The sequence below is a fragment of the Aneurinibacillus sp. Ricciae_BoGa-3 genome (assembly GCF_028421645.1).
GTDB lineage: Bacteria > Bacillota > Bacilli > Aneurinibacillales > Aneurinibacillaceae > Aneurinibacillus_B.
The window spans coordinates 877,218-900,540 of record NZ_CP116887.1; the positions used below are offsets into that span (position 1 = coordinate 877,218).

General features: G+C 48.7%; 16 protein-coding genes, 3 rRNA genes and 1 riboswitch. Of the genes, 17 read left to right on the forward strand and 2 right to left on the reverse strand.

Going from position 1 to position 23,323, the window contains the following annotated elements; translation table 11 throughout:
• Position 1 precedes the first annotated feature (1 nt).
• Both PP175_RS04540 and PP175_RS04545 read right to left on the reverse strand, forming a co-directional pair.
• The gene (locus PP175_RS04540; protein WP_272441652.1) at positions 2 to 2,809 is read right to left on the reverse strand and encodes a DEAD/DEAH box helicase; all 2,808 of its coding nucleotides are present in this window, start codon (positions 2,807 to 2,809) and stop codon (positions 2 to 4) included.
• Positions 2,806 to 4,374, reverse strand: a complete 1,569-nt coding sequence (locus tag PP175_RS04545; protein ID WP_272441653.1) for an SWIM zinc finger family protein — start codon at positions 4,372 to 4,374, stop codon at positions 2,806 to 2,808. Before PP175_RS04545 ends, PP175_RS04540 begins: the two co-directional genes overlap by 4 nt.
• Positions 4,375 to 4,590: 216 nt before the next feature.
• On the opposite strand from PP175_RS04545, the gene PP175_RS04550 reads away from it, so the two are divergent.
• The 17 genes from PP175_RS04550 (at position 4,591) to PP175_RS04630 (ending at position 23,191) form a co-directional block, all read left to right on the forward strand.
• A complete protein-coding gene (locus PP175_RS04550; protein WP_272441654.1) occupies positions 4,591 to 5,022 on the forward strand; it encodes a (deoxy)nucleoside triphosphate pyrophosphohydrolase in 432 nt (143 codons plus the stop codon).
• 274 nt (positions 5,023 to 5,296) lie between these two features.
• A 16S ribosomal RNA gene (locus tag PP175_RS04555) occupies positions 5,297 to 6,831 on the forward strand.
• Between the two features lie 208 nt (positions 6,832 to 7,039).
• A 5S ribosomal RNA gene (gene rrf, locus PP175_RS04560) occupies positions 7,040 to 7,156 on the forward strand.
• A gap of 234 nt (positions 7,157 to 7,390) precedes the next feature.
• Positions 7,391 to 10,404, forward strand: a 23S ribosomal RNA gene (locus tag PP175_RS04565).
• Together the 16S, 23S and 5S rRNA genes form the textbook arrangement of a ribosomal RNA operon.
• A gap of 897 nt (positions 10,405 to 11,301) precedes the next feature.
• Positions 11,302 to 13,725, forward strand: a complete 2,424-nt coding sequence (gene nirB / locus PP175_RS04570) for a nitrite reductase large subunit NirB (RefSeq protein WP_272441655.1) — start codon at positions 11,302 to 11,304, stop codon at positions 13,723 to 13,725.
• Between the two features lie 14 nt (positions 13,726 to 13,739).
• Entirely contained in the window at positions 13,740 to 14,057 is a 318-nt protein-coding gene (gene nirD / locus PP175_RS04575; protein WP_272441656.1) for a nitrite reductase small subunit NirD, read from the forward strand.
• A 151-nt stretch (positions 14,058 to 14,208) separates the two neighbouring features.
• The gene (locus tag PP175_RS04580; protein ID WP_272441657.1) at positions 14,209 to 14,529 is read left to right on the forward strand and encodes a YbjQ family protein; all 321 of its coding nucleotides are present in this window, start codon (positions 14,209 to 14,211) and stop codon (positions 14,527 to 14,529) included.
• Between the two features lie 6 nt (positions 14,530 to 14,535).
• Complete coding sequence (locus PP175_RS04585) at positions 14,536 to 14,733, forward strand: hypothetical protein (RefSeq protein WP_272443182.1); 198 nt, start codon at positions 14,536 to 14,538, stop codon at positions 14,731 to 14,733.
• A gap of 266 nt (positions 14,734 to 14,999) precedes the next feature.
• Positions 15,000 to 16,616, forward strand: a complete 1,617-nt coding sequence (locus PP175_RS04590; RefSeq protein WP_272441658.1) for a phospholipase C — start codon at positions 15,000 to 15,002, stop codon at positions 16,614 to 16,616.
• Positions 16,617 to 16,844: 228 nt separating this feature from the next.
• Positions 16,845 to 17,099, forward strand: a complete 255-nt coding sequence (locus PP175_RS04595; protein WP_272441659.1) for a hypothetical protein — start codon at positions 16,845 to 16,847, stop codon at positions 17,097 to 17,099.
• Between the two features lie 44 nt (positions 17,100 to 17,143).
• Positions 17,144 to 17,803, forward strand: coding sequence for a PspA/IM30 family protein (locus PP175_RS04600; protein ID WP_272441660.1), 660 nt, complete (start codon positions 17,144 to 17,146; stop codon positions 17,801 to 17,803).
• Positions 17,804 to 18,220: 417 nt separating this feature from the next.
• Complete coding sequence (locus PP175_RS04605; RefSeq protein ID WP_272441661.1) at positions 18,221 to 19,078, forward strand: carbon-nitrogen hydrolase family protein; 858 nt, start codon at positions 18,221 to 18,223, stop codon at positions 19,076 to 19,078.
• 142 nt (positions 19,079 to 19,220) lie between these two features.
• Positions 19,221 to 19,326, forward strand: a riboswitch (TPP riboswitch).
• Positions 19,327 to 19,425: 99 nt separating this feature from the next.
• Positions 19,426 to 20,058, forward strand: a complete 633-nt coding sequence (tenI, locus tag PP175_RS04610) for a thiazole tautomerase TenI (RefSeq protein WP_272443183.1) — start codon at positions 19,426 to 19,428, stop codon at positions 20,056 to 20,058.
• Positions 20,042 to 21,181 (forward strand): glycine oxidase ThiO, encoded by a 1,140-nt coding sequence (thiO, locus tag PP175_RS04615; protein WP_272441662.1) that lies wholly within the window; start codon positions 20,042 to 20,044, stop codon positions 21,179 to 21,181. Before tenI ends, thiO begins: the two co-directional genes overlap by 17 nt.
• Positions 21,178 to 21,390, forward strand: coding sequence for a sulfur carrier protein ThiS (gene thiS / locus PP175_RS04620; protein ID WP_334314186.1), 213 nt, complete (start codon positions 21,178 to 21,180; stop codon positions 21,388 to 21,390). Before thiO ends, thiS begins: the two co-directional genes overlap by 4 nt.
• 2 nt (positions 21,391 to 21,392) lie before the next feature.
• Positions 21,393 to 22,160, forward strand: a complete 768-nt coding sequence (locus PP175_RS04625) for a thiazole synthase (RefSeq protein WP_272441663.1) — start codon at positions 21,393 to 21,395, stop codon at positions 22,158 to 22,160.
• A complete protein-coding gene (locus PP175_RS04630) occupies positions 22,157 to 23,191 on the forward strand; it encodes a thiazole biosynthesis adenylyltransferase ThiF (RefSeq protein WP_272441664.1) in 1,035 nt (344 codons plus the stop codon). The genes PP175_RS04625 and PP175_RS04630 overlap by 4 nt, the downstream gene beginning before the upstream one ends.
• Positions 23,192 to 23,323 lie beyond the last annotated feature (132 nt).

Sequence of the window (23,323 nt, forward strand, 5' to 3'; positions counted from 1 at the left end):
TTTACGTTTCAACCCATTCTCTGCGCAGAGCGAACAGCTCCCGTAAATCTTCCGTAGACATTTCGGTTATCCAGCTCTCGCCTGTACCGATAATTTGTTCGCTTAAGCTTCGTTTGCGCTCGATCATCTCATCAATCCGTTCTTCCAGCGTACCAAGCGTCACGAATTTATGGACCTGGACAGGCTGTGTCTGGCCGATACGGTGTGATCGATCCGTTGCCTGATTCTCTACCGCTGGATTCCACCAGCGGTCGAAATGAAACACATGATTGGCTGCGGTTAGATTCAGCCCCGTTCCACCCGCTTTTAAAGAAAGGATGAAAATCCCGCATGGCTCCTCGTTCGATTCCTCTTTACTTTGAAAGCGGGAAATCATTTCATCCCGCTGATTTTTGGGTACCCCGCCGTGCAGAAAGTAAACAGGCTGCTTTAGTTCATCTTCAAGCACGCTCTTAAGCATCCGCCCTGTTTGTACGAATTGGGTGAAAATCAAACAGCGATTGCCTTCCTGGCGTACTTCACTCACCATATCAAGCAGCCGTTCGATTTTATGCGATCGATGCTTCCAATTTGATTCCCAGTCTTCTTTTAGAGCAAGAGCGGGGTGGTTGCACACCTGTTTTAAACGGGTTAAGGCTGTCAGAATGAGGCCTCTACGCTCCATCGGTGAACTATGATCGATCCGCTCAAACATATTCTGAATCATATTTTCGTATAAAGATGCCTGTTCAACGGTCAGCGAAACAAACTCTTTTGTCTCATATTTATTAGGAAGCTCCAATTGGATTTTTGGATCATTCTTCACGCGCCTCAACAGAAAAGGGCGAATGAGTCTTTGAACTTGTTCGATTAGCCCGGGCTCCTGTGTCCGCTCAATGGGTGACACGTAACTGTGCGTAAACTCATGCAGACTGCCCAGATAGCCGGGATTTATAAAATCAAAAATAGACCACAGCTCGGTGAGCCTATTCTCAACCGGTGTACCTGTTAAGGCGATGCGGTGCTGACCTCGAAGCATGCGGATCGCGGTCGACTGCTTCGTGTAGGCATTTTTTATGTTTTGGGCTTCATCCAGGCAGATCGCGTCCCACATAATGGACTGCATCTCTTCTTCATCTAAATGCGAAAGCGTATATGAAGTGAGCACGATATCGGCCTCTTTAATGGCTTCCACAAAGGCATCTCCTCTTTTGCGCGATGGGCCGTAATGCACATACACTTGCAAAGAGGGCGCAAACCGCTCCAATTCCTTCTGCCAGTTGCCTAAAACAGAAGTAGGGCACACGAGTAAGGAGGGGCTCTTGCCATCCTTGGCCTCCTTGCTATGGAGCAAATACGAGATGAATTGGATGGTTTTTCCAAGACCCATATCATCCGCCAGGCAGGCCCCCAGCCCAAAGCGCCGCAGAAAAAGGAGCCACGATACGCCTGCCGCCTGGTACGGACGAAGTTGCCCTTCAAGGGTGTCAGGTGCACTGATGAGCGGAATCTCAGATGTCTGCTGGAGCTGCATGAGCATTTTACGGAGCGGTTTGTTTAGCTCGATTTCCAAACGCAGTTCATTTTCGACATCTTCCTCTGGCTCAACTAGCCGGTTTCTCAGCACATCACTGAGTGTGAGCCCCTTATTCTTCCGAACGCGCTTCATAATCGCCTGAATTTGCGCCAGCATCGCTGCATCAAGCTGAATCCACTCCCCGTGGATGCGGATGAGATGTTTTTGTTGATCGATAATCTGACTGACTTCGTCTTCCGATAACGTCACATCGCCAACAGCCAGCTGCCAGTCAAATTCCATAAGCTGCTGTATCCCGAACAGCGATTGTCTGCCTGAGCCGACAGAGGAGCGGATATTTGCTTTCAGGCGTGGCTTCCTCTGCTTAATTTGTTCCCACCAGGATGGCAGGAAGACGGGGAATCCAGCTTCAACGAGCCGTGTACTGCCTTCGGTTAAGAACCACCAGGCTTCCTCGTTGGTTAGCGCATAGTGCGCCGTTTCATCTAGCATTTGCCCTGCCAGAGGGAGAATTTTCATGATTTTTTGAATCGCTGCATCCATCCGGTCCTGGTACAATAACCAGCTTTCCGGGCAGGGGGGTGCAATGGAGATGTCGTCTTCCGGCCAGGCAAAAAGGTTTTCCTTATTTTCACGGTCTTGCAGCATAAGCGATACCATCCAGCTTTCGCCGTCGGCCGTTTCGTCAATGCGCAGACAGGTGGAAAATGGCACATCGTCGTGCTTCCAGCCAATCGCTATCAGCCATTCTTCTTCGGTCCAATCTGTGTACATGCCTCCCTCGGAATGGATCAGGGGGTATGCCTGTGTTACCTGGGCCCATACCGCCTGCAGAGCTTCATTTTTTTCCGTAAGTGCAGACAGGATTCCATCCAGCCATCTGTCTAAATAAACAGGCGGATCGCTGATGGGGCTAAGCAGCTTCCAACCATAGTGGCCGGACTGCCATTTTGTGAAGTCGGGTTGAAACAGCCCTTCTGAAAGGCGATTCTTTAGCTGTCCAGCCGTATTAAGAAGGAGATCGGTTTGTTCACTCCATTTAATCGTTCTATGCTGAAGCGGCCTGGGATCAGCGAATATGCGCAGGGCTGTATCGGGAGCAAGAAACAGGCCTTCTTTTCTATGAAGCTGAATGGTTTCAATAAGGGTGCCGAAGTAGGAATCAGCATCCCAGCTAAATAGATCGGACTTCAAGGTAAAAGAATCCACAGGATACCCTGTTTGATCGAAACCCCAGACAAAAAAACCACCCTCGTCCAGCCATTCAGCAGAAAGAGTGTGCACGTCCATCATTCGATGATTCCTCCCTTCTTTAGTTCATCCTGCAGAGCACGCAGCCTGACATGACGCTCCTTCAAGCGGCAAATAAAAGTATCCCACAGCTTCGGTTTTTTAAGACGCTTATAATACATCCGTAGCTTTTTAAACAGTTTAACGGCTTGTTTGTAGGCTGCGCGATTTTTTTCCTGGATCAGCCGTTCCGCCGATTGGTGGTAGAGTGGCAGCAGAAGGGCTGGATCCTCTTTTTCAACTCTGCGCAAATCCTCCTTATCTATCTCATACGGCGGGATTTTCATGGAGAGATGGTAGTCGATCCATTCTTCAAATCGTCCTATTTCAAGAAGGTAATGCGTGTAATGCCTGCTTCTTTTCGGCAGAAATGATCGCAAAATATGGATCCATTCATCCTCAACATCCAGTTCTTGTACTACCTTTACCCAGCACATGTTGATAAATTGAAATTCGTCATAGCCTGCTGTAGCCAGGTATGGAGCCACAGCTTGAAGCCAGGTGTGCAGCCTTTCCCATTGGCCGGTAGCGTAAAAGCTGTGAAGATATTCGATTAACTGTTTGGCCTCAGGAAAAGGACTCCTCCGCCACATTTCCAGAGCTTCCTCATCGTGTCCTGCGTGGATATCAAAGTGAGCGCGGGCAAGCAGAAGGAGATCGGTCTGATTCCGGCTGTAGCCGGGGGTTTGCAGTTCCTTCGTGAGCCGCTGTTGTTCGCTTGTAAACCAATCACTGCGCCGAAGCAGTGTATTCCAGAAACCGCGATAAATACTGATCCAGTCGATCATGGACTCTTTCTCCGGAAAACATACCTTGGCAAGCAGATCAATAAAGGGCTTTATCTGTGCCGAGTGTTTTCTCCGCATATTGTCTAAATTCACCTGCTGCAAGATGTAGGAGAGTCTTTTTAATAGTTCTTCAACTGTATCCACATACTGATAACGATAATAGTAATCCGAATAAGTCGGTTTTTGTTTTTCCTGATCTGCTTTATGAAGCAGAAAAAGAACCGCATACAGTGTATATAGCTGCCTTGGTTCCTCCTGCCATGTAAAGACGCTCTTCAACAGGGTAGTCAGTTGATTTTTTATAAGGGAAAAAACCCGGTGCGGATTCGTACCCATATTTTTGGCATAGTGTTGTGCTATCCAGCTAAGCCACTCCTCAGCCGGATCCGTCTCCCGAACCGAGGATATCTTGGAAGTTCCTGGAGACAGACGGTTTTGTAGCGTTGCTGCTTGTTTAGGTTGGGCAACACTTTCTATATATATGTCAGGGTCATAAAACAGGCCGTATACATAAAAAAAGACAGCTGCTATGTGCTCGCATAATTCGCCGTTCCCGCACGTGCAAGCGCTATTCAATAGAAAGTCCGTATCCAGTTCAACCTCGCAGGTTTTGCTGTTGTTCACAGAAGCATGAATAACGGCCTTATCATATGTAACGCTGTGTACGAGTCCTTTGTTCCGATATTCCAACCCGCGCCTGAGGGTTTTCTGATGCATAATTCCAGAAAACTCTTCCGCGATAAAGCGGATTGTTTCTTTAGAAACTATATTTTGGAGCATTTCTTTCTCCTTATCATGAACTGTTCTTTGTGTATATTTTACACTAATATGATGGCGAACAGAAATGCACCCGCCTTAGCCTTTTATTCGGCGAAATATTCAACTCCGGATTATTTTTTTCGCAGGATCGAAAAAAATTATAGCGAGTTTTTTAGAGAAGAAAACACAATATTATAGTAACACGGTCATTTGGGCAGTGGCAGGGGAGGAAATCTAATGAACAAAGTCAATGTGGTGGGCGCGGTAATTGTAAATGATAGCAAGCAGATTTTGTGTGCACTCCGTTCGCAGCAAATGTCCCAGCCTGGTCTTTGGGAATTCCCTGGAGGTAAGATTGAACCGGGGGAGACACCGGAGATGGCATTAAAAAGAGAGATCGCAGAGGAGCTGGGGGTGGAAATTAAGACAGGGCAACAAATCGCCGATTTTACGTATCAGTACCCCGGTATAACGGTTCGGTTGCTCACGTTTTACGCGGAATTGGCAGACAGTAAAGCTGTTGTACATCCAACAGAACACGAAAAGTTTCAATGGCTGGAGTGTCACCAGTTACAAAAGCTCAAATGGGCACCTGCAGATATCCCAACGGTTAACGCAATCTGCTTACAGCACTCAAACGCTGCACGAGCTGGTAATATAATATCTTAACGTTTGCATTGACGCTTCGCTTTTATTATGATAAGATAATTTTCCGCCAGTAAAAAGGCGTCGATTTGAATGATGTCGTAATGAATTGGGAAAAATAAGTGGTTGATTGATGCACTTAAATGTTATAAGATAGTTAAGTCGTCGCTGATTGAGAGGCTGACTGATAGAGTTCCTTGAAAACTGAACAGTGAAATGCCAAATGTGCGATTGACCCAGAATTTTATTCTGGATTTATTAAGTAAGACCAGCTCGTATGAGCGAACAGCATCGAACCTTTTTGGAGAGTTTGATCCTGGCTCAGGACGAACGCTGGCGGCGTGCCTAATACATGCAAGTCGAGCGGACTTTGGAAAGCTTGCTTTTCAAAGCTAGCGGCGGACGGGTGAGTAACACGTGGGCAACCTGCCTGTAAGCCTGGGATAACTTCGGGAAACCGAAGCTAATACCGGATAGGATTTGGAACCGCATGGTTCTGGATGGAAAGTTTTCGGACACTTACAGATGGGCCCGCGGCGCATTAGCTAGTTGGTGGGGTAGTGGCCTACCAAGGCGACGATGCGTAGCCGACCTGAGAGGGTGATCGGCCACACTGGGACTGAGACACGGCCCAGACTCCTACGGGAGGCAGCAGTAGGGAATCTTCCGCAATGGACGAAAGTCTGACGGAGCAACGCCGCGTGAGCGATGAAGGTTTTCGGATCGTAAAGCTCTGTTGTCAGGGAAGAACCGCCGGGACGACCTCCCGGTCTGACGGTACCTGACGAGAAAGCCCCGGCTAACTACGTGCCAGCAGCCGCGGTAATACGTAGGGGGCAAGCGTTGTCCGGAATTATTGGGCGTAAAGCGCGCGCAGGCGGTTTCTTAAGTCAGGTGTGAAAGCCCACGGCTCAACCGTGGAGGGCCACCTGAAACTGGGAGGCTTGAGTGCAGAAGAGGAGAGTGGAATTCCACGTGTAGCGGTGAAATGCGTAGAGATGTGGAGGAACACCAGTGGCGAAGGCGACTCTCTGGTCTGTAACTGACGCTGAGGCGCGAAAGCGTGGGGAGCAAACAGGATTAGATACCCTGGTAGTCCACGCCGTAAACGATGAGTGCTAGGTGTTGGGGACTCCAATCCTCAGTGCCGCAGCTAACGCAATAAGCACTCCGCCTGGGGAGTACGGCCGCAAGGCTGAAACTCAAAGGAATTGACGGGGACCCGCACAAGCGGTGGAGCATGTGGTTTAATTCGAAGCAACGCGAAGAACCTTACCAGGGCTTGACATCCCGCTGACCCCTCTGGAGACAGAGGCTTCCTTCGGGACAGCGGTGACAGGTGGTGCATGGTTGTCGTCAGCTCGTGTCGTGAGATGTTGGGTTAAGTCCCGCAACGAGCGCAACCCTTGTCCTTAGTTGCCAGCATTAAGTTGGGCACTCTAGGGAGACTGCCGTCGACAAGACGGAGGAAGGTGGGGATGACGTCAAATCATCATGCCCCTTATGTCCTGGGCTACACACGTGCTACAATGGATGGTACAACGGGCTGCTAACTCGCGAGAGTATGCCAATCCCTAAAAACCATTCTCAGTTCGGATTGCAGGCTGCAACTCGCCTGCATGAAGCCGGAATCGCTAGTAATCGCGGATCAGCATGCCGCGGTGAATACGTTCCCGGGTCTTGTACACACCGCCCGTCACACCACGAGAGTTTGCAACACCCGAAGTCGGTGAGGTAACCGTAAGGAGCCAGCCGCCGAAGGTGGGGCAGATGATTGGGGTGAAGTCGTAACAAGGTATCCGTACCGGAAGGTGCGGATGGATCACCTCCTTTCTATGGAGAATCGGCACACTGGCACTTTCACTGTTCAGTTTTCCAGGAACACTGGGAAAACTAAATAAACCGCGAGGTTTTAGGGTGGAAGTTCTGCTAAATGCAGCCACGTCCTGTGGCTAACGCAGAACGACCTGGTAGGAAGTGGATGTTCTACTAAAACCGCTCACGTCCTGTGAGCAACGTAGAACGACACTCATCCTGAGTGTCTGGCAGTTATGGCGAAGGGGTCACACCTGTTCCCATCCCGAACACAGAAGTTAAGTCCTTCAGCGCCGATGGTACTTGGGCGGCAACGCCCTGGGAGAGTAGGACATTGCCAGGCCGGCAACCTAACGGTTGCTGTTGATTTTGCACTTTGAAAACTGAATCATGGAAGAAACAATGCGCAATAGGAAAATCCAATTGTAATAACCTTTTAGGTGATACCATATTAGAGCGTTGTCAGAAGCGAGAAGATCGAGGATGCGTGGGAACGAGCAGCGGAGCGTATTTTAATACGTGAGCAGCGCAGTGACAAGCAGACGAAGAGATTCGAAGCTTAAGGCAAGGCGATAGAGGTTAAGCTATGAAGGGCACACGGTGGATGCCTAGGCGCCAGGAGCCGAAGAAGGACGTGGCGAACTGCGAAATGCTCCGGGGAGCTGTAAGCAAGCGTTAATCCGGAGATGTCCGAATGGGGAAACCCACGATTCGTAATGGGATCGTACTCCTGCCTGAATCCATAGGGCAGGTAGAGGCAGACCAGGGGAACTGAAACATCTAAGTACCCTGAGGAACAGAAAACAATAGTGATTCCGTAAGTAGCGGCGAGCGAACGCGGAGAAGCCCAAACCGGAAGGTTCGCCTTCCGGGGTTGTAGGGCGTCTCACATGGAGTTACAAAAGACGGTCATAGATGAAGCGACCTGGAAAGGCCCGTCACAGAAGGTAACAACCCTGTAATCGAAATGGCCGTCTCTCCGAGACGTACCCTGAGTACCGCGAGACACGTGAAACCTCGTGGGAAGCTGGGAGGACCATCTCCCAAGGCTAAATACTACCTGGCGACCGATAGTGAACCAGTACCGTGAGGGAAAGGTGAAAAGCACCCCGGGAGGGGAGTGAAAGAGAACCTGAAACCGTGTGCCTACAACTAGTCGGAGCACATTAACTGTGTGACGGCGTGCCTTTTGTAGAATGAACCGGCGAGTTACGGTTGCGTGCGAGGTTAAGGTGAGAAGCCGGAGCCGCAGCGAAAGCGAGTCTGAACAGGGCGATTCAGTACGCAGCCGTAGACCCGAAACCGTGTGATCTACCCATGTCCAGGGTGAAGGTGCGGTAACACGCACTGGAGGCCCGAACCCACGCACGTTGAAAAGTGCGGGGATGAGGTGTGGGTAGCGGAGAAATTCCAATCGAACTCGGAGATAGCTGGTTCTCCCCGAAATAGCTTTAGGGCTAGCCTCGGATTTACTGTACCGGAGGTAGAGCACTGATTGGATGCGGGCCCCTCGCGGGGTACCAAATTCAGTCAAACTCCGAATGCCGGCTACAGATATCCGGGAGTCAGACTGCGAGTGCTAAGATCCGTAGTCAAAAGGGAAACAGCCCAGACCACCAGCTAAGGTCCCTAAATCTTCACTAAGTGGGAAACGATGTGGAGTTGCCCAGACAACCAGGATGTTGGCTTAGAAGCAGCCACCATTTAAAGAGTGCGTAATAGCTCACTGGTCGAGTGACTCTGCGCGGAAAATGTAACGGGGCTAAGTGAAGTACCGAAGCTGTGGCTTGACACCGTAGGTGTCAGGGGTAGGGGAGCGTTCCTGCAGCGGTGAAGCTCGACCGGAAGGACGGGTGGAGCGGCAGGAAGTGAGAATGCCGGTGTAAGTAGCGAAAAGAAGGGTGAGAATCCCTTCCGCCGAAAGCCTAAGGGTTCCTGAGGAAGGCTCGTCCTCTCAGGGTTAGTCGGGACCTAAGCCGAGGCCGAAAGGCGTAGGCGATGGACAACAGGTGGAAATTCCTGTACTACCTCTACTTCGCCCAGCCCTTTATATAATGAGGGGCCCCATGAAAGTAAATGAATCTGCTTCAAAGCCTTTTCATCACTTTCATGGGTATAGTGACGGAGGGACGCAGGAGGGTAAGGCAAGCAGACTGCTGGTTATGTCTGTCCAAGCAATGAGGCGTGTGTATAGGCAAATCCGTACACTGTAACGCCGGGTTGTGATGGCGAGGGAAATTATAGTACCGAAGTTCCTGATCTCACACTGCCAAGAAAAGCTTCTAGCGAGAAGTAAGGTACCCGTACCGCAAACCGACACAGGTAGGCGAGGAGAGAATCCTAAGGCGCGCGAGAAAACTCTTGCTAAGGAACTCGGCAAAATGACCCCGTAACTTCGGGAGAAGGGGTGCCCCGCTAGCGTGATAAGCGTGAGGGGGCCGCAGTGAAAAGGCCCAAGCGACTGTTTAGCAAAAACACAGGTCTCTGCGAAGCCGCAAGGCGAAGTATAGGGGCTGACGCCTGCCCGGTGCTGGAAGGTTAAGGGGAGCGGTTAGCGCGCAAGCGCGAAGCTGTGAACCGAAGCCCCAGTAAACGGCGGCCGTAACTATAACGGTCCTAAGGTAGCGAAATTCCTTGTCGGGTAAGTTCCGACCCGCACGAAAGGCGTAACGACTTGGGCACTGTCTCGGCAAGAGACTCGGTGAAATCATACTACCTGTGAAGATGCAGGTTACCCGCGACAAGACGGAAAGACCCCATGGAGCTTTACTGCAGCTTGATATTGAATGCTGGTATGATTTGTACAGGATAGGTGGGAGCCTTTGAACCCGGACCGCCAGGTTCGGTGGAGGCATCCTTGGGATACCACCCTGATTATGCCGGCCTTCTCACTCGCATCCCTTATCGGGATGGAGGACCGTGTCAGGTGGGCAGTTTGACTGGGGCGGTCGCCTCCTAAAGTGTAACGGAGGCGCCCAAAGGTTCCCTCAGAATGGTTGGAAATCATTCGCAGAGTGTAAAGGCACAAGGGAGCTTGACTGCGAGACTTACAAGTCGAGCAGGGACGAAAGTCGGGCTTAGTGATCCGGTGGTTCCGCATGGAAGGGCCATCGCTCAACGGATAAAAGCTACCCTGGGGATAACAGGCTTATCTCCCCCAAGAGTCCACATCGACGGGGAGGTTTGGCACCTCGATGTCGGCTCATCGCATCCTGGGGCTGAAGTAGGTCCCAAGGGTTGGGCTGTTCGCCCATTAAAGCGGTACGCGAGCTGGGTTCAGAACGTCGTGAGACAGTTCGGTCCCTATCTGTCGTGGGCGCAGGAAATTTGAGAGGAGCTGTCCTTAGTACGAGAGGACCGGGATGGACGCACCGCTGGTGCACCAGTTGTTCCGCCAGGAGCATCGCTGGGTAGCTATGTGCGGCCGGGATAAGCGCTGAAAGCATCTAAGCGTGAAGCCCCCCTCAAGATGAGATTTCCCACAGCATAAGCTGGTAAGACCCCTTATAGATGATGAGGTAGATAGGTTCGGGGTAGAAGTGCGGCAACGCATGGAGCTGACGAATACTAATCGGTCGAGGGCTTAACCCAATTTTTAAGGAATTCCTAATGCATCGTTACTTCCAGTTCAGTTTTCAAGGTGCAAACCTGAAAAAGCCGACCTTTTAAGGTCGGCTTTTTCGTATGTCGTAAATGACACACTTCGGTATGTCGCAAATGACGCACTTCGGTATATCACTTCGACACACCTTACTATGTCACTATGACATAGTCAACGGAATCTATTAAACGATTTTTAAATTTTTCTTTTGCTGCTAACAATGAGTGAAACGATTTCTGACGTGCGTTCCGGTCGCCAGCGCAGCAAACCCTCCCTCTAACGCGGACCCTGCTGTTTCCTTGAAAGTTGCTGATAAGCTATTCATATGCTGTCAGTCCTTTCTTGGTTATTGGTCTGCTTCATAAAAGCAAGTCGGCTCTGATGTCACTGGGTTCAAATCGATACGATAGTATAACGATTTCTGACGAGCGTTCCTTTCGTCAGCGCAGCAAATCCTCCTTCTAACGCAAGTCCATACCCTGATTTGGAAGTCGCTGATAAGTTATTCATAACTATTCAGTCCCTTCTTAATTAGTAGTGGCTTACACTTTATATTTACCCCGGTTTACCTTAGACAAACTACCTTTTGTTAAAATGTGACTTTAGGTTACATTGTCTCTTTGTTGCTTATTTAAAGATGATCTAAGATCACCATTAGCGAAACATACCTTAATGCTTTGGATACCCTATCATAATAGCCCAATCGTGATGGGTAACTTCGCAAAAATGAAGGCGTGCGCATGCTGTTTTCGTAACAAAGCCGCCATATATAAAGGTCAACTATGTGAAAAATGTCACACAAACAATTTCTCTTCTCCTATACAATCAAACTATCAAAAAGAACATAACTATTCTGTCATTAACAGTTACGTGAGGGGAAGAGACGAATGAAAAGAGAAAAATTAGTATTAGTCGGGAATGGCATGGCTGGTGTCCGCTGCATAGAGCAAATTCTTAATCTCAATCCTGACAAATATGAAATCACGATTTTTGGAAAAGAACCTCATCCGAACTACAACAGGATTTTATTATCGTATGTGCTTGATGGTGCATCCAAAATGGAAGACATTATATTAAATGATTACACATGGTATCAGGAAAATAATATCGAGCTGTATACAGGGGAAGAGGTAACAGTAATTGATACAGCTGCTAAAATCATCCAAACGAGTGCTGGCAGACAGGCATCTTATGATAGGCTTATTCTGGCTACTGGTTCACTGCCCTTTGTACTGCCGGTTCCTGGCGCAGATAAAGAAGGGGTTATTGCTTTCCGCAATATTGAAGACTGTGAAGCTATGATCAAAGCCGCAAAACAATATAAAAAAGGTGTAGTTATTGGCGCTGGTTTACTTGGCTTAGAAGCCGCCCGCGGACTGCTTGATCTCGGAATGGAAGTTACTGTTGTACATTTGATGGATGCCGTTATGGAAAAACAGCTCGATCTGACAGCTTCGAAGCTGCTTCAACAAGAACTTGAAGGGCAGGGGATGAAATTTCTCCTGGAGAAAAATACGGCTGAAATTTTAGGCGATAGCCGAGTTAGTGGATTGCGTTTTACCGATGGGACGATGGAAGAGGGCGATCTGGTAGTAATGGCAGCCGGAATTAAGCCGAACACTGGCCTGGCGAAAGACAGCGGCATTGATGTGAGAAGAGGAATTGTTGTAAACGATCGGCTAGAGACGAGTGCTGAAGGGGTTTATGCGCTGGGCGAATGCTCGGAACATCGGGGTACATTGTATGGTTTGGTGGCGCCTCTATTCGAACAGGCGCAGGTGCTTGCCAAGCATTTATGCGGAGTGGAAACAACACCGTACGAAGGTTCTGTTGTAAATACGAAGCTTAAAGTTTCTGGCGTGGATGTTTTTTCTGTTGGACAGTTTATGGAGGATGAAGATTGCCGCTCAATTAAAGCATATGATGAACTAGCTGGAACCTATAAGAAAATTGTAATCAAAGAGAACCGAATCGTAGGGGCTGTGCTGTTCGGCGACACCGCTGACAGCATACGCTTCATGAAAATGATGAAGGACGAAGTAAACGTACAGGAAATGAATCGAATATCCGTATTGGATAGCGAATGTGCGAGCTGTGGTTCAGACGTGGCTGCCGTGATGGCGCTAGCGGATGAAGAGATTATCTGTGGCTGCAACGGTGTATCGAAAGGAACCATCATTGATGCCATTAGGGATAAGGGTGCGCATACCGTAGCCGAAATTGGAGCGTGCACCGGCGCCGGGCGCTCGTGTGGCGGCTGCAAACCGGTGATCGCGCAAATACTGGAGGCTGTGCTGGGCAATGAGTTTGCCAACGTCCCGCAAAAACAATCGATGTGTGCCTGCACGGATTTAAGCCGTGATGAAGTGGTAGCCCAGATCAAGGGAAAATACCTGACGACAGTCAGAGAAGTTATGCACGTGCTTGACTGGAAAGAAAAAGAAGGCTGTTCCAAATGCCGTCCAGCCCTTAATTATTACTTGGGCATGCTTTGGCCGCACGGGCATGCCGATGAACCAGAATCCCGTTTTGTTAATGAGCGGATGCATGCCAATATTCAGAAGGATGGTACGTACTCCATCGTCCCACGCATGTATGGCGGTGTAACCACACCGGATGATCTGCTCAAGATCGCTGAAGTGGCTAAAAAATATCAGGTTCCGCTGGTAAAAGCAACCGGCGGACAGCGAATCGCCCTTTTAGGCGTCAAAAAAGAGGATGTGCCTAAGATCTGGGAAGAACTTCATATGTCTTCAGGTTATGCCTATGGAAAAACGTTGCGCACAGTGAAGACATGCGTCGGCAAGCAGTTCTGCCGCTTTGGCACCCAGGATTCGACCCAGATGGGCATAGACCTGGAGAGAAAATTTGAGCGGATTAGCGGCCCAGCCAAAATCAAAATGGGTGTATCCGGCTGTCCGCGCAACTGTGCGGAATCCTTAATAAAAGACGTAGGTGTTGTCGCGATCGACGGTGGCTGGAAGGTATATGTAGGAGGGAACGGGGGCATCAAACTTCGGAGCGCAGATTTTCTCTGCGAGGTTAAAACAAGCGAAGAAGTGATCGAATGGGTAGGAGCCTCTCTACAGTACTATCGGGAATATGCCAGCTACGGTGAGCGTACAGCGGCATGGATCGAACGTGTTGGCATTGAGTGTGTCAAAGAAGCGCTGGCATCTGCTGAAGCACGTGCGGAATTGAATAGTCGCATGGATGAGGCTTTATCGGTTCTGCATGATCCATGGGAAGAAATTATCCACAATGATCACAAGCGGGCCTTGTTTGAGAAACATTCCGCGGCTACGGTGTAAGGAGGATTGGAGAAATGAAGACCAAAGTGAATAAGAAATACAAAGTAGCGGAGTTAGATGAACTGCCTTTGCAGGAAGGCTGGGTCGTAACAGTAGCAGATGAAGAGATTGTCCTTTTTAGTCTTACCGGCGGAGATGTGCGGGCGGTGGAAAACCTGTGCCCCAAAGGCGGTCCCATAGCGGAGGGAATTGTATCGGGTGAGTATGTCTTTACCCCGCTATATGACTGGAAGATTAGCTTGATTGATGGCAAGGTTCAGGCACCGGATACCGGGTCCATTAAAACGTACCAGGTCGAAATCGCAGACGGCAACGTTTATCTTTATCTATAAAAAAGCCAGATAGCAGGAGATCCAATAGAATATCCCTGCTATCTGGCTTCAATTATTTTTACTGGGAAGAAGAATAATCCGATGACCAGGCGATTAGTATGCTATACTAAGCCAAATATTGCTGTAGAGGCTATTTAAAGGGGGAGTTTTGATGATCGTAGTAACAACGGAAAATATACCAGGCTACCGGGTGAAGGAAGTGCTGGGGCCTGTTTTCGGCTTAACGGTTCGCTCCCGGGGGATCGGCGGCAACATCATGGCTGGCCTGCGTTCCATTATGGGCGGCGAAATCAAAGAATATACGAGCATGTTGGAAGACGCCCGCAAACAGGCGATGGATCGAATGGTGCAGAACGCGAGAGCCATGGGTGCGGATGCCGTTATTATGATGCGATATGATTCAGGGGAAATTGGGCAGGATATGAGTGAAATTGTCGCTTACGGGACTGCAGTTGTGGTTGAAAGGACATAGGCTGTGATGATCATAGCCGGTGTGCTGCTCCTCGCGATACTTTCATGGTTTGTTTGGGATAGGCAGTACAAAAACAGTCAGGGAACCGAAATTCCATCCGGGTATGTATATACAGACGAAGTCAACATTGATCCGGTGAGCGGCAGGCGGACCCGTGTTTATTATAATCCCCGAACAGGAGACCGCTTCTATAAAGAAGAATAAGGCTCTAAGCGGCCCTGCATTTCTCGATAAGTCCGCAGGTGTTGCTGCATTTAAACCAGGCAGCGACACCTCGGACTTTTTTGGTGTTAAAAAACGTTTTACGACGGAGATAAATATGGGTTTTTCTATGTAATATAAACGTCATATTTATAGATAATTTACGCCCGGTTAACAATTTCGGTAAAGAATATTAACAAAAATCTTCTATGCTTAAACCAATTACTGTATCGCTATACAGGGCTATACAGGTATGAGAGGAGAAAGTCATGAAGAAAAAGAAGTTATTAAACGTAGTAACCACAGCTGCCATATGTTCCGTATTTGGTTTTTCCTCTATGGCTAATGCTGCCGCTCCGAAGGCAAAAGTCCTATCAAACCAAACAAAAACACCAATCAAGCATGTGGTTGTTATTTTCGGGGAGAATGTTTCTTTCGATCATTACTTCGGCACATATCCTAACGCAGCTAATCCGTCAGGCGAACCAGTGTTTAAAGCTAAGCCTAACACTCCCTCTGTTAATGGACTCACAAAAGACCTTCTGAGAAAGAATCCTAATGCCGCGAATCCAAAGCGCCTTGATCGCTCCCAGGCTGTAACACCTGACATGGATCATGAGTATACAGCTGAACAGAAAGCATTCAATGGAGGCAAAATGGACAAGTTTGTTGAGTACACCTCTGGTGGAAATGACAAGACTATGGTTATGAATTATTACGATGGAAATACCGTTACCGGACTGTGGAATTATGCGCAAAACTTCGCTATGAGCGATAACTCCTTTAACACAACCTTCGGTCCTTCTACACCAGGTGCCCTAAACCTCATCTCCGGTCAAACTCACGGAGCTACAGGTTACCAAAATGGAGAAAAGAAAGGCGATATTACAGACAATGTGGTAAACGGCACTGTAATAGGCGACCCTGACCCGTACTATGATACAGCTTCAAGCAAGACTCGTGCTCAAGCTGCGATGGACGGCAAAAACGTTGGTGACCTGTTAAACGCGAAGAACATTACATGGGGCTGGTTCCAGGGCGGATTCCGCGATCCTAAAGCAACACACAACAATATTGCAGGAAGCTCCTCAACGGACTACAATCCGCACCATGAACCATTCCAATACTATAAATCAACATCCAATCCGAACCATCTGCCGCCTTCTTCTACGGCTATGATTGGACATGCCGATCAAGCTAACCATCAATATGATATGCAGGATTTCTGGAGTGCTGCAGATTCTCATAACCTGCCGGCAGTAAGCTACCTGAAGGCTCCTAACTATCAGGATGGCCACGCTGGTTACTCGGATCCACTTGATGAACAGCATTTTATTGTTGACACCATTAACCACCTGCAGAAGCTTCCTGAGTGGAAGGATACCGCTGTTGTTCTTGCTTATGATGATTCAGACGGCTGGTATGACCATGTGATGCACAATCCACTTGTTAACGGCTCAAACGACCCTGAAACAGATGCCTTATATGGACAGGGCAATGCAGGTACGCCAAAACTTGGCCCATACTTAAACCGTGCAGGTTACGGTCCGCGCCTTCCGCTTCTGGTGGTATCTCCATACGCTAAAACTAATTTCGTTGATCATACGCTAACTGACCAGTCGTCCATTCTTCGCTTTATTGAAGATAACTGGAATTTAGGGCGCATTGGTGACCACTCATTTGATGCAGTCGCCGGAAGTATCGAGAACATGTTCGACTTTAAACATCCGTCTGCTAAAAAACTGTTCCTTGATCCGATTACAGGGCAACCTGTTCAACCGGCCGCAAAACCTGTACAGGACAAGAAAAACCAAACTGGCAATCATCAGAGCGGACAACAGGGTGAAAATGAAAAAGCTACAAATGAAAACAAGTCTGAGAAATAAGACCGATTATGTAAAGACCACCTAAATAAGCGTCAATCAAAGAACGGCTTCCCGTAGGGGAAGCCGTTCATTTGTGTGCTTAACCCTGGGATGACTCCTTCCTCCTCCTCTGGGAGGAGATAAAATCAACCGGCCGCTCGTTATCGGCAGGTTCAATCACAGGTAAGATAAGGATGAGAAGCAAAGCAGGCAATACCTTATGAACACTAAACGAAAGGGAGATGCAGGATGAAAGGGAAAAAACGCGGGCTGGTGTTGATGGGAGTAGGAGGGATGATGCTGATGGGTATTCTGCACCTTGGTTTTTTAATCCCAATGGCAATTGCTGCTCTTTTGATTTATAAAGGATGGCACATGGTCAAAGGTGCTCAAGGAACGTTATTCGCATGTGGATCTGACAACAGGATGATGGAAGGTTTTCCGACTGGCCAGACCCCCAAATACGACCCGCTGGATGAATGGGAACAATCAATTAAGAAGTAATTAAATCCATCCTGGACAGGAAGAAAAAATGAGGAGGAATTAAAATGAGTATATTTAAACGCGTACGTGATATTACCATGGCGGCCATTAATGAGGCGATGGACCATGTCGAAGACCCTATCAGCATGCTGAACCAGTATATGCGGAATATGGAGGATGAAATCTCCAAGGCTGAGCAGGCACTTGCCCGTCAAATCGCGACAGAGAAGAAATACAGCCTGTATATTGCTGAGACTAAAGATACGATTACTAAACGAATCCGTCAGGCTGAATTAGCTGTGGAGCGCGGAGAGGATGAAATGGCGAGACTGGCGCTGTCCGATAAACAACTTTGTGAAGTACGGCTTCAGGAATTCAACCAGCAGTATGATACGGTGCTTGAGCAGAATAAATCGCTGCGCCAGCAGCTGCAGGAGTTGAAAGACAAATATTACGAAATGAAAAACAAAAGGACATACTTACTTTCTCGGGCTAATGTGGCCCACACAAAGCAGCAGATAAACCAGGTACTGCGTTTTGATACAGAAAGCGCAGCTTCAGGGTTTGCCCGCATGGAGGAGAAAATAATGGCGCTGGAGGCACAAGCGCATGCCGGGCATTCTATTCTCCATCCATACAACCCGGCGTCCGCTTACCAACAGGCAAAGAACGAGGCCGTGGAACAGGAATTGGCACGAATGAAAGAAGACAAGAAAATCGGATGAATCAATGGGGCTGCTCAGGCTGGATGCTTGGACAGCCCCTTTCTATTATTTATTCCCCTGATGCTTTTCGTTCTGCATGTTTTGCGGCACATGAAGGACAATAAACGAGAATAAGTCCTCCTTTCCCTTTAACCACCGCGGCAGTATGATCCACATAATTTTTACAAGTTGAACACTTATGCATGGCAGCATCTCCTTGGACAAACTTATTTTTCTATATAGGTATGCAGCAAATGGAATTTTATATCTGCCCGGCTGAGTGTGACGGATTAACATCAGTTGTTTAGGGGAAGGGAATGAACGTATAATAAAATGAGGATCATCAAAGAACGAATTTGTTTTGCGTTTTTAAGGATTAGCGTCACATTCGTGTTAACATAAAATAAAATAATATGGTACCAGTAGAGGAGGCGTCCAGTGAAGTTAAGAGTATCCGCTGTGCAGTATTATCTACAAACCGTCCATTCTTTTGAGGAGTTTGCTAAACAGTGTGAGCATTACGTTAAGACCGCAGAGGAATTTGGTGCGGATTTTGTTCTTTTTCCAGAGTTATTCACAACCCAGCTTATGTCGATTGGAGACATGCAGGGAAGTGCGTTAACGATACAGGATTTACCCGATTTTACCGATGACTACAAGGAATTATTCTCTTACTTCGCCAAACAGACTGACCTGCACATTATCGGGGGAACCCATGTCGTCCGCAAAGGAGACAATTTATACAATGTCGCGCACCTTTTTTATCCGGATGGAAGAATCGACGAACAATCCAAGCTTCATATTACCCCTACGGAACTAAAAGAATGGAACATGAAACAGGGGACCGGCCTGGAGGTCTTCGATACAGACAAAGGAAAAATCGCAATTCTTACCTGCTATGACATCGAGTTTCCAGAAGCTGTGCGCATTGCCAAAGCACGGGGAGCAGATGTTATTTTCTGTCCTTCCTGCACGGATGATCGGCATGGGTTTCACCGGGTGCGCTACTGCAGCCATGCCAGAGCCATCGAAAATCAGGTGTATGTCGTCACAACCGGAACAGTAGGGTCTCTGCCTACCGTAGACTTTATGCGTTCCAATTTCGGTCAGGCCGCGATTATATCTCCTAATGATATTCCATTCCCGCCGGGTGGAATCATGGCAGAAGGCGAAATGAACCATGATATGATCATTACTGCTGACCTCGATCTTGAGCTGCTTTATCAAGTGCGTGAACGAGGAACAGTCACGACCTGGCGCGACCGCCGGACAGATCTATATACAGACTGGAAATAGCCCTTCTGTAGGAAACATGAGGCGTCCGTCTGCTACGTGGTGAACGGGCGCGTCTGAAGTATGTTTGTTTTCTTTGAGGGGCACAGGGTTTTACAACTTGGAAAAGTATGTTATAGTTTAAGTAGATTCTAAATTAAATACGCAATTTCACTAGGGGTGCCTGCTTTGGCTGAGATGAAACATGAAGTTTCGGACCCTTTGAACCTGAACTGGATCATACCAGCGGAGGGAAGTGGAGAGACCGTTTCGTGTCATTCTTAAGTTCTATGACTCAGCTCATCGGCCCACTCATTCTCCGAAATGAGTGGGCTTTTTAATTTTCTAAAAGGAGTATGGTCGTGCATGTGATGAATAGTAGAGAGCTTCACTTAATCAGCGACGGAAATATGGCTTTGGAAACATTTGCAAAAATAGCGGGTGCGGTGCACGAGTGGGTATCAGCTGTCCACATACGGGAAAAGAAGCGCACGGTAAAAGAGATCTGCCTCGGCGTTGACCATCTGCTGAGCAGGGGTGTTCCGCTTGAGAAAATTTACATAAACGACCGGGTTGATGTGGCATGGACGCTGGGTGTGAAAGGCGTGCACCTGGCCGGGCACAGCCTGGAACCCGATCAGGTAAAAGGGGCTTTTCCCCGCCTGCGGGTGGGGCGCTCTGTCCACAGCGTTGCGGAAGCCGTCAGGATGCAGCGGCAGGGGGCCGACTATCTGGTTTTCGGCCATATTTTTGCCAGTCAATCAAAGCCCGGTTTAAAACCCCGGGGGCTTGCTGAACTGGCGCAAGTCGCCCAGAGCGTCACGATTCCCGTTATGGCGATTGGGGGCGTTACACCGGAAAAAGTAGAGTCGGTAGTGAATGCCGGCGCTTCTGGCATTGCAGTTTTATCCGGCATCCTGCAAGCGGGCGATCCGCAGGAAGCGGCCAAGCGATATGCACAAGCTTTATTTGGGGAGGAAGAAAGAAATGCAAAAACAATATGATGCGATCATTATTGGCGGTGGGATTATAGGCGCGTCTATCGCCTGTGAGATGGCGAAAAGAGGGTTGAAGGTAGTCGTTGTTGAGAAAGAGCGGATCGCCTGCCGCGCCTCCAGTGCTGCGGGTGGAATGCTTGGAGCGCAGGTAGAAATGGGCAAAGAAGTAGGCCCTCTTTTTAATCTCGCTATTCGAAGCCGTGCTCTTTTTGCCTCTCTAGTAGAGGAACTTCGGGAAAGCAGTGGAATTGATGCCAATCTTATAACGAAAGGCATGCTGCGAATTGCTTTCACGGAAGAAGAGAAGAGGGAATTCCAGGAGGTGATCGCCTACCATCACAGAGCCGGGCAAAAAGCCGAGTGGTTGGAAGGCAGAGAAGTGCGGAGCAGAGAAAGCGGCCTTACAGGGGAGATTGCAGGAGCGATGTACATACCTGATGATGGCCAGCTGCTGGCGCCTGAGCTGTCCCAGGCTTTCGCCAAAACAGCCGCGAACAGAGGGGCTGAGATACGAGAGTTTACCGAAGTTACATCGCTCATTATCGAAAATGGCAAAGTAAGCGGGGTTCAAACGGATAACGGTTGTATAACGGCTGATGAAGTGATTATTGCCTCGGGGGCATGGAGTGAGAAACTGCTAAAGCAGACGGGCATTGAGCTTGGAACCTATCCGGTAAAAGGTGAGTGTTTTTCAGTAAAGACAACGACCCCTCTGCTTACTTCTACTGTGTTTTCCCATGGTTGCTATCTGGTCCCGAAGCGGGGGAGCCGGCTGCTGGTAGGGGCGACAGTAAAGGAGCGCACCTTTGATCAGAAGGTTACGGTTGAAGGGATCCGATTATTAATGCAGCGGGCCATGCGTATTCTGCCGGGTATTGTTGATGCCGAATGGGAGAAAGCATGGGCTGGCCTCCGCCCGCAGACTCGCGATGGACTGCCTTACCTGGGAAGACACCCGAAGTTCACGAACTTAATCGTGGCGAGTGGACACTTCCGCAATGGCATTTTGTTAAGCGCCATCACCGGTGTGATTGTAGCCGATCTAGTGGAAGGCAGGCGGACAGATGGAATTGATTTAGCGCCGTTTGCTTTGGATCGGCATGCGGAAGTGAAGGCAGGAGTGAGATGAATTTGATGAATCTTACCATCAATGGGGAAAGCGTGAAGATTGAAGAGAGTGTGCAGTCTGTACAAGATTTGCTCGGTTTTTTTGGCCTGGGAGACCAGGTTGTAATTGTGGAGAAAAATGGTTCGATACTGGAGAAAAGTTCGCATGCCACCGTTCAATTATCGGATGGTGACCGTATTGAAATCGTACATTTTGTGGGAGGCGGTTGAAGATGTTAAAAGTAGGACCTTATGAGTTTGGTTCTCGGTTGTTGTTAGGCACAGGAAAATTCCCGGACTTTCAGATTCAAAAGCAAGCTGTTGATGTGTCAGGCGCGCAAATTCTGACGTTTGCTGTACGCCGCATGAACATATGGGAGGCGAACCAGCCGAACTTTCTTGAAATGATTGATGTTAAGCAATTTACTTTGCTTCCCAACACTGCAGGCGCCACAAATGCCGAAGAAGCCGTACGCATTGCCAGGTTGGCCAAGGCTTCGGGCCTTTGTGACATGATTAAAGTCGAAGTCATCGGGGATACAAAAACGCTTCTGCCTGACCCAATTGAAACGCTGAAAGCCTCTGAAATGCTTCTGGAGGAGGGGTTTATCGTTCTTCCATATACCTCCGATGACGTGATACTCGCCAGAAAGCTTCAGGAACTTGGCGTGCATGCCATCATGCCGGGCGCTTCCCCAATTGGTTCCGGCCAGGGGATCATTAACCCTCTGAACATCAGCTTTATTATCGAACAGGCCACCGTGCCTGTTATTGTAGATGCAGGCATTGGAGCCCCATCTGATGCCGCACTTGCTATGGAACTGGGAGCGGATGGCGTGCTGCTGAACACAGCTGTTTCAGGCGCGAAGGATCCGGTAAAAATGGCAGCCGCGATGAAGATGGCCATCGAAGCCGGGCGCCTCAGTTACGAAGCAGGCCGAATTCCGAAAAAGCGTTATGCTACCGCCAGCAGCCCTGTGGAAGGGATGAGTGTGGTTTGAATGACCGCTATAGCAGGCAGGAACGGTTCGCAGGTATTGGCGTAGAAGGACAGAAGAAACTTTCGCACAAACATGTCCTGATCATCGGGGCAGGGGCGCTCGGCACTGGAAATGCCGAGTCGCTCGTTCGGGCCGGAGTCGGTAAGGTAACGATTGTTGACAGAGATTATGTGGAATGGAGCAATCTTCAGCGTCAGCAATTGTATTGCGAGCAGGACGCTGTCGAGCGGATGCCAAAAGCCATCGCAGCTAAAAAAAGATTGTCTGCCATTAATTCCTTCGTCGACATAGAGGCGATCGTACAAGATGTGTCAGCAAATGAAATTGAGCAGTTGATGGCCGGCGTGGATTTAATCCTAGACGCAACGGACAACTTCGAGACAAGGCTGTTGATTAACGATGCCTCACAGAAACATCGTATCCCCTGGATATATGGGGCTTGTGTAGGCAGTTATGGTTTAACGTATACGATTATCCCCGGGAAAAGCCCGTGCCTCAACTGCCTGCTAGAAAAAGTGCCGTTGGGTGGGGGAACGTGTGATACAGCGGGAATTATCAGCCCTGCAGTGCAGATGGTTGTCGCCTATCAGACGGCAGAAGCCTTAAAAATTCTGGTTGAAGATTGGGCGGCGCTCCGGTCCTCCCTGATCTCTTTTGACCTGTGGAAAAATCAGCATGCATCCATTCAGATTGGCTCGTTAAAGAATAATGACTGCCCTTCGTGCGGCAACAATCCCACCTATCCTTATTTAAAGGAACAAAACAATGTGAAAACAGCTGTGCTCTGCGGCCGCGATACGGTACAAATTCGTCCCTCTGTGAAATCATTCCGCACTCTTGATCATCTTGCGGAAGACCTTGCAAAACAGGGAGTGGGAAGCCTTGCGAAAAACCCCTATCTCGTTTCATTTAAAGTAGATACGTTTCGCATGGTTATTTTTGAGGATGGAAGAGTACTGGTTCATGGTACACAGGATGCTGCAGAGGCCAAAACATTGTTTCGCCGTTTTTTAGACAATAGCTTAAGATAAAAGTGTCTTTTCATTGAAGGCCAGCCGTTTGCATGAGAAACGGCTGGCCTTCTGTGTTTGGCGAGATTGAATATTTTTAAAGTTGTCAGAACGTTTTGCATATGTTAACCTATTAATTGTCAACCTTAATAT

What these genes read in the sequence shown, in the direction of transcription:
- PP175_RS04625 (WP_272441663.1), top strand. Translation starts at nt 21,393, where the DNA reads ATGTTAAAAGTAGGACCTTATGAGTTTGGTTCTCGGTTGTTGTTAGGC.
- PP175_RS04540 (WP_272441652.1), bottom strand. Translation starts at nt 2,809, where the DNA reads ATGATGGACGTGCACACTCTTTCTGCTGAATGGCTGGACGAGGGTGGT.
- nirD (WP_272441656.1), top strand. Translation starts at nt 13,740, where the DNA reads ATGAAGACCAAAGTGAATAAGAAATACAAAGTAGCGGAGTTAGATGAA.
- PP175_RS04595 (WP_272441659.1), top strand. Translation starts at nt 16,845, where the DNA reads ATGAAAGGGAAAAAACGCGGGCTGGTGTTGATGGGAGTAGGAGGGATG.
- tenI (WP_272443183.1), top strand. Translation starts at nt 19,426, where the DNA reads ATGAATAGTAGAGAGCTTCACTTAATCAGCGACGGAAATATGGCTTTG.
- thiO (WP_272441662.1), top strand. Translation starts at nt 20,042, where the DNA reads ATGCAAAAACAATATGATGCGATCATTATTGGCGGTGGGATTATAGGC.
- PP175_RS04545 (WP_272441653.1), bottom strand. Translation starts at nt 4,374, where the DNA reads ATGCTCCAAAATATAGTTTCTAAAGAAACAATCCGCTTTATCGCGGAA.
- nirB (WP_272441655.1), top strand. Translation starts at nt 11,302, where the DNA reads ATGAAAAGAGAAAAATTAGTATTAGTCGGGAATGGCATGGCTGGTGTC.
- PP175_RS04580 (WP_272441657.1), top strand. Translation starts at nt 14,209, where the DNA reads ATGATCGTAGTAACAACGGAAAATATACCAGGCTACCGGGTGAAGGAA.
- thiS (WP_334314186.1), top strand. Translation starts at nt 21,178, where the DNA reads ATGAATTTGATGAATCTTACCATCAATGGGGAAAGCGTGAAGATTGAA.
- PP175_RS04600 (WP_272441660.1), top strand. Translation starts at nt 17,144, where the DNA reads ATGAGTATATTTAAACGCGTACGTGATATTACCATGGCGGCCATTAAT.
- PP175_RS04590 (WP_272441658.1), top strand. Translation starts at nt 15,000, where the DNA reads ATGAAGAAAAAGAAGTTATTAAACGTAGTAACCACAGCTGCCATATGT.
- PP175_RS04550 (WP_272441654.1), top strand. Translation starts at nt 4,591, where the DNA reads ATGAACAAAGTCAATGTGGTGGGCGCGGTAATTGTAAATGATAGCAAG.
- PP175_RS04585 (WP_272443182.1), top strand. Translation starts at nt 14,536, where the DNA reads ATGATCATAGCCGGTGTGCTGCTCCTCGCGATACTTTCATGGTTTGTT.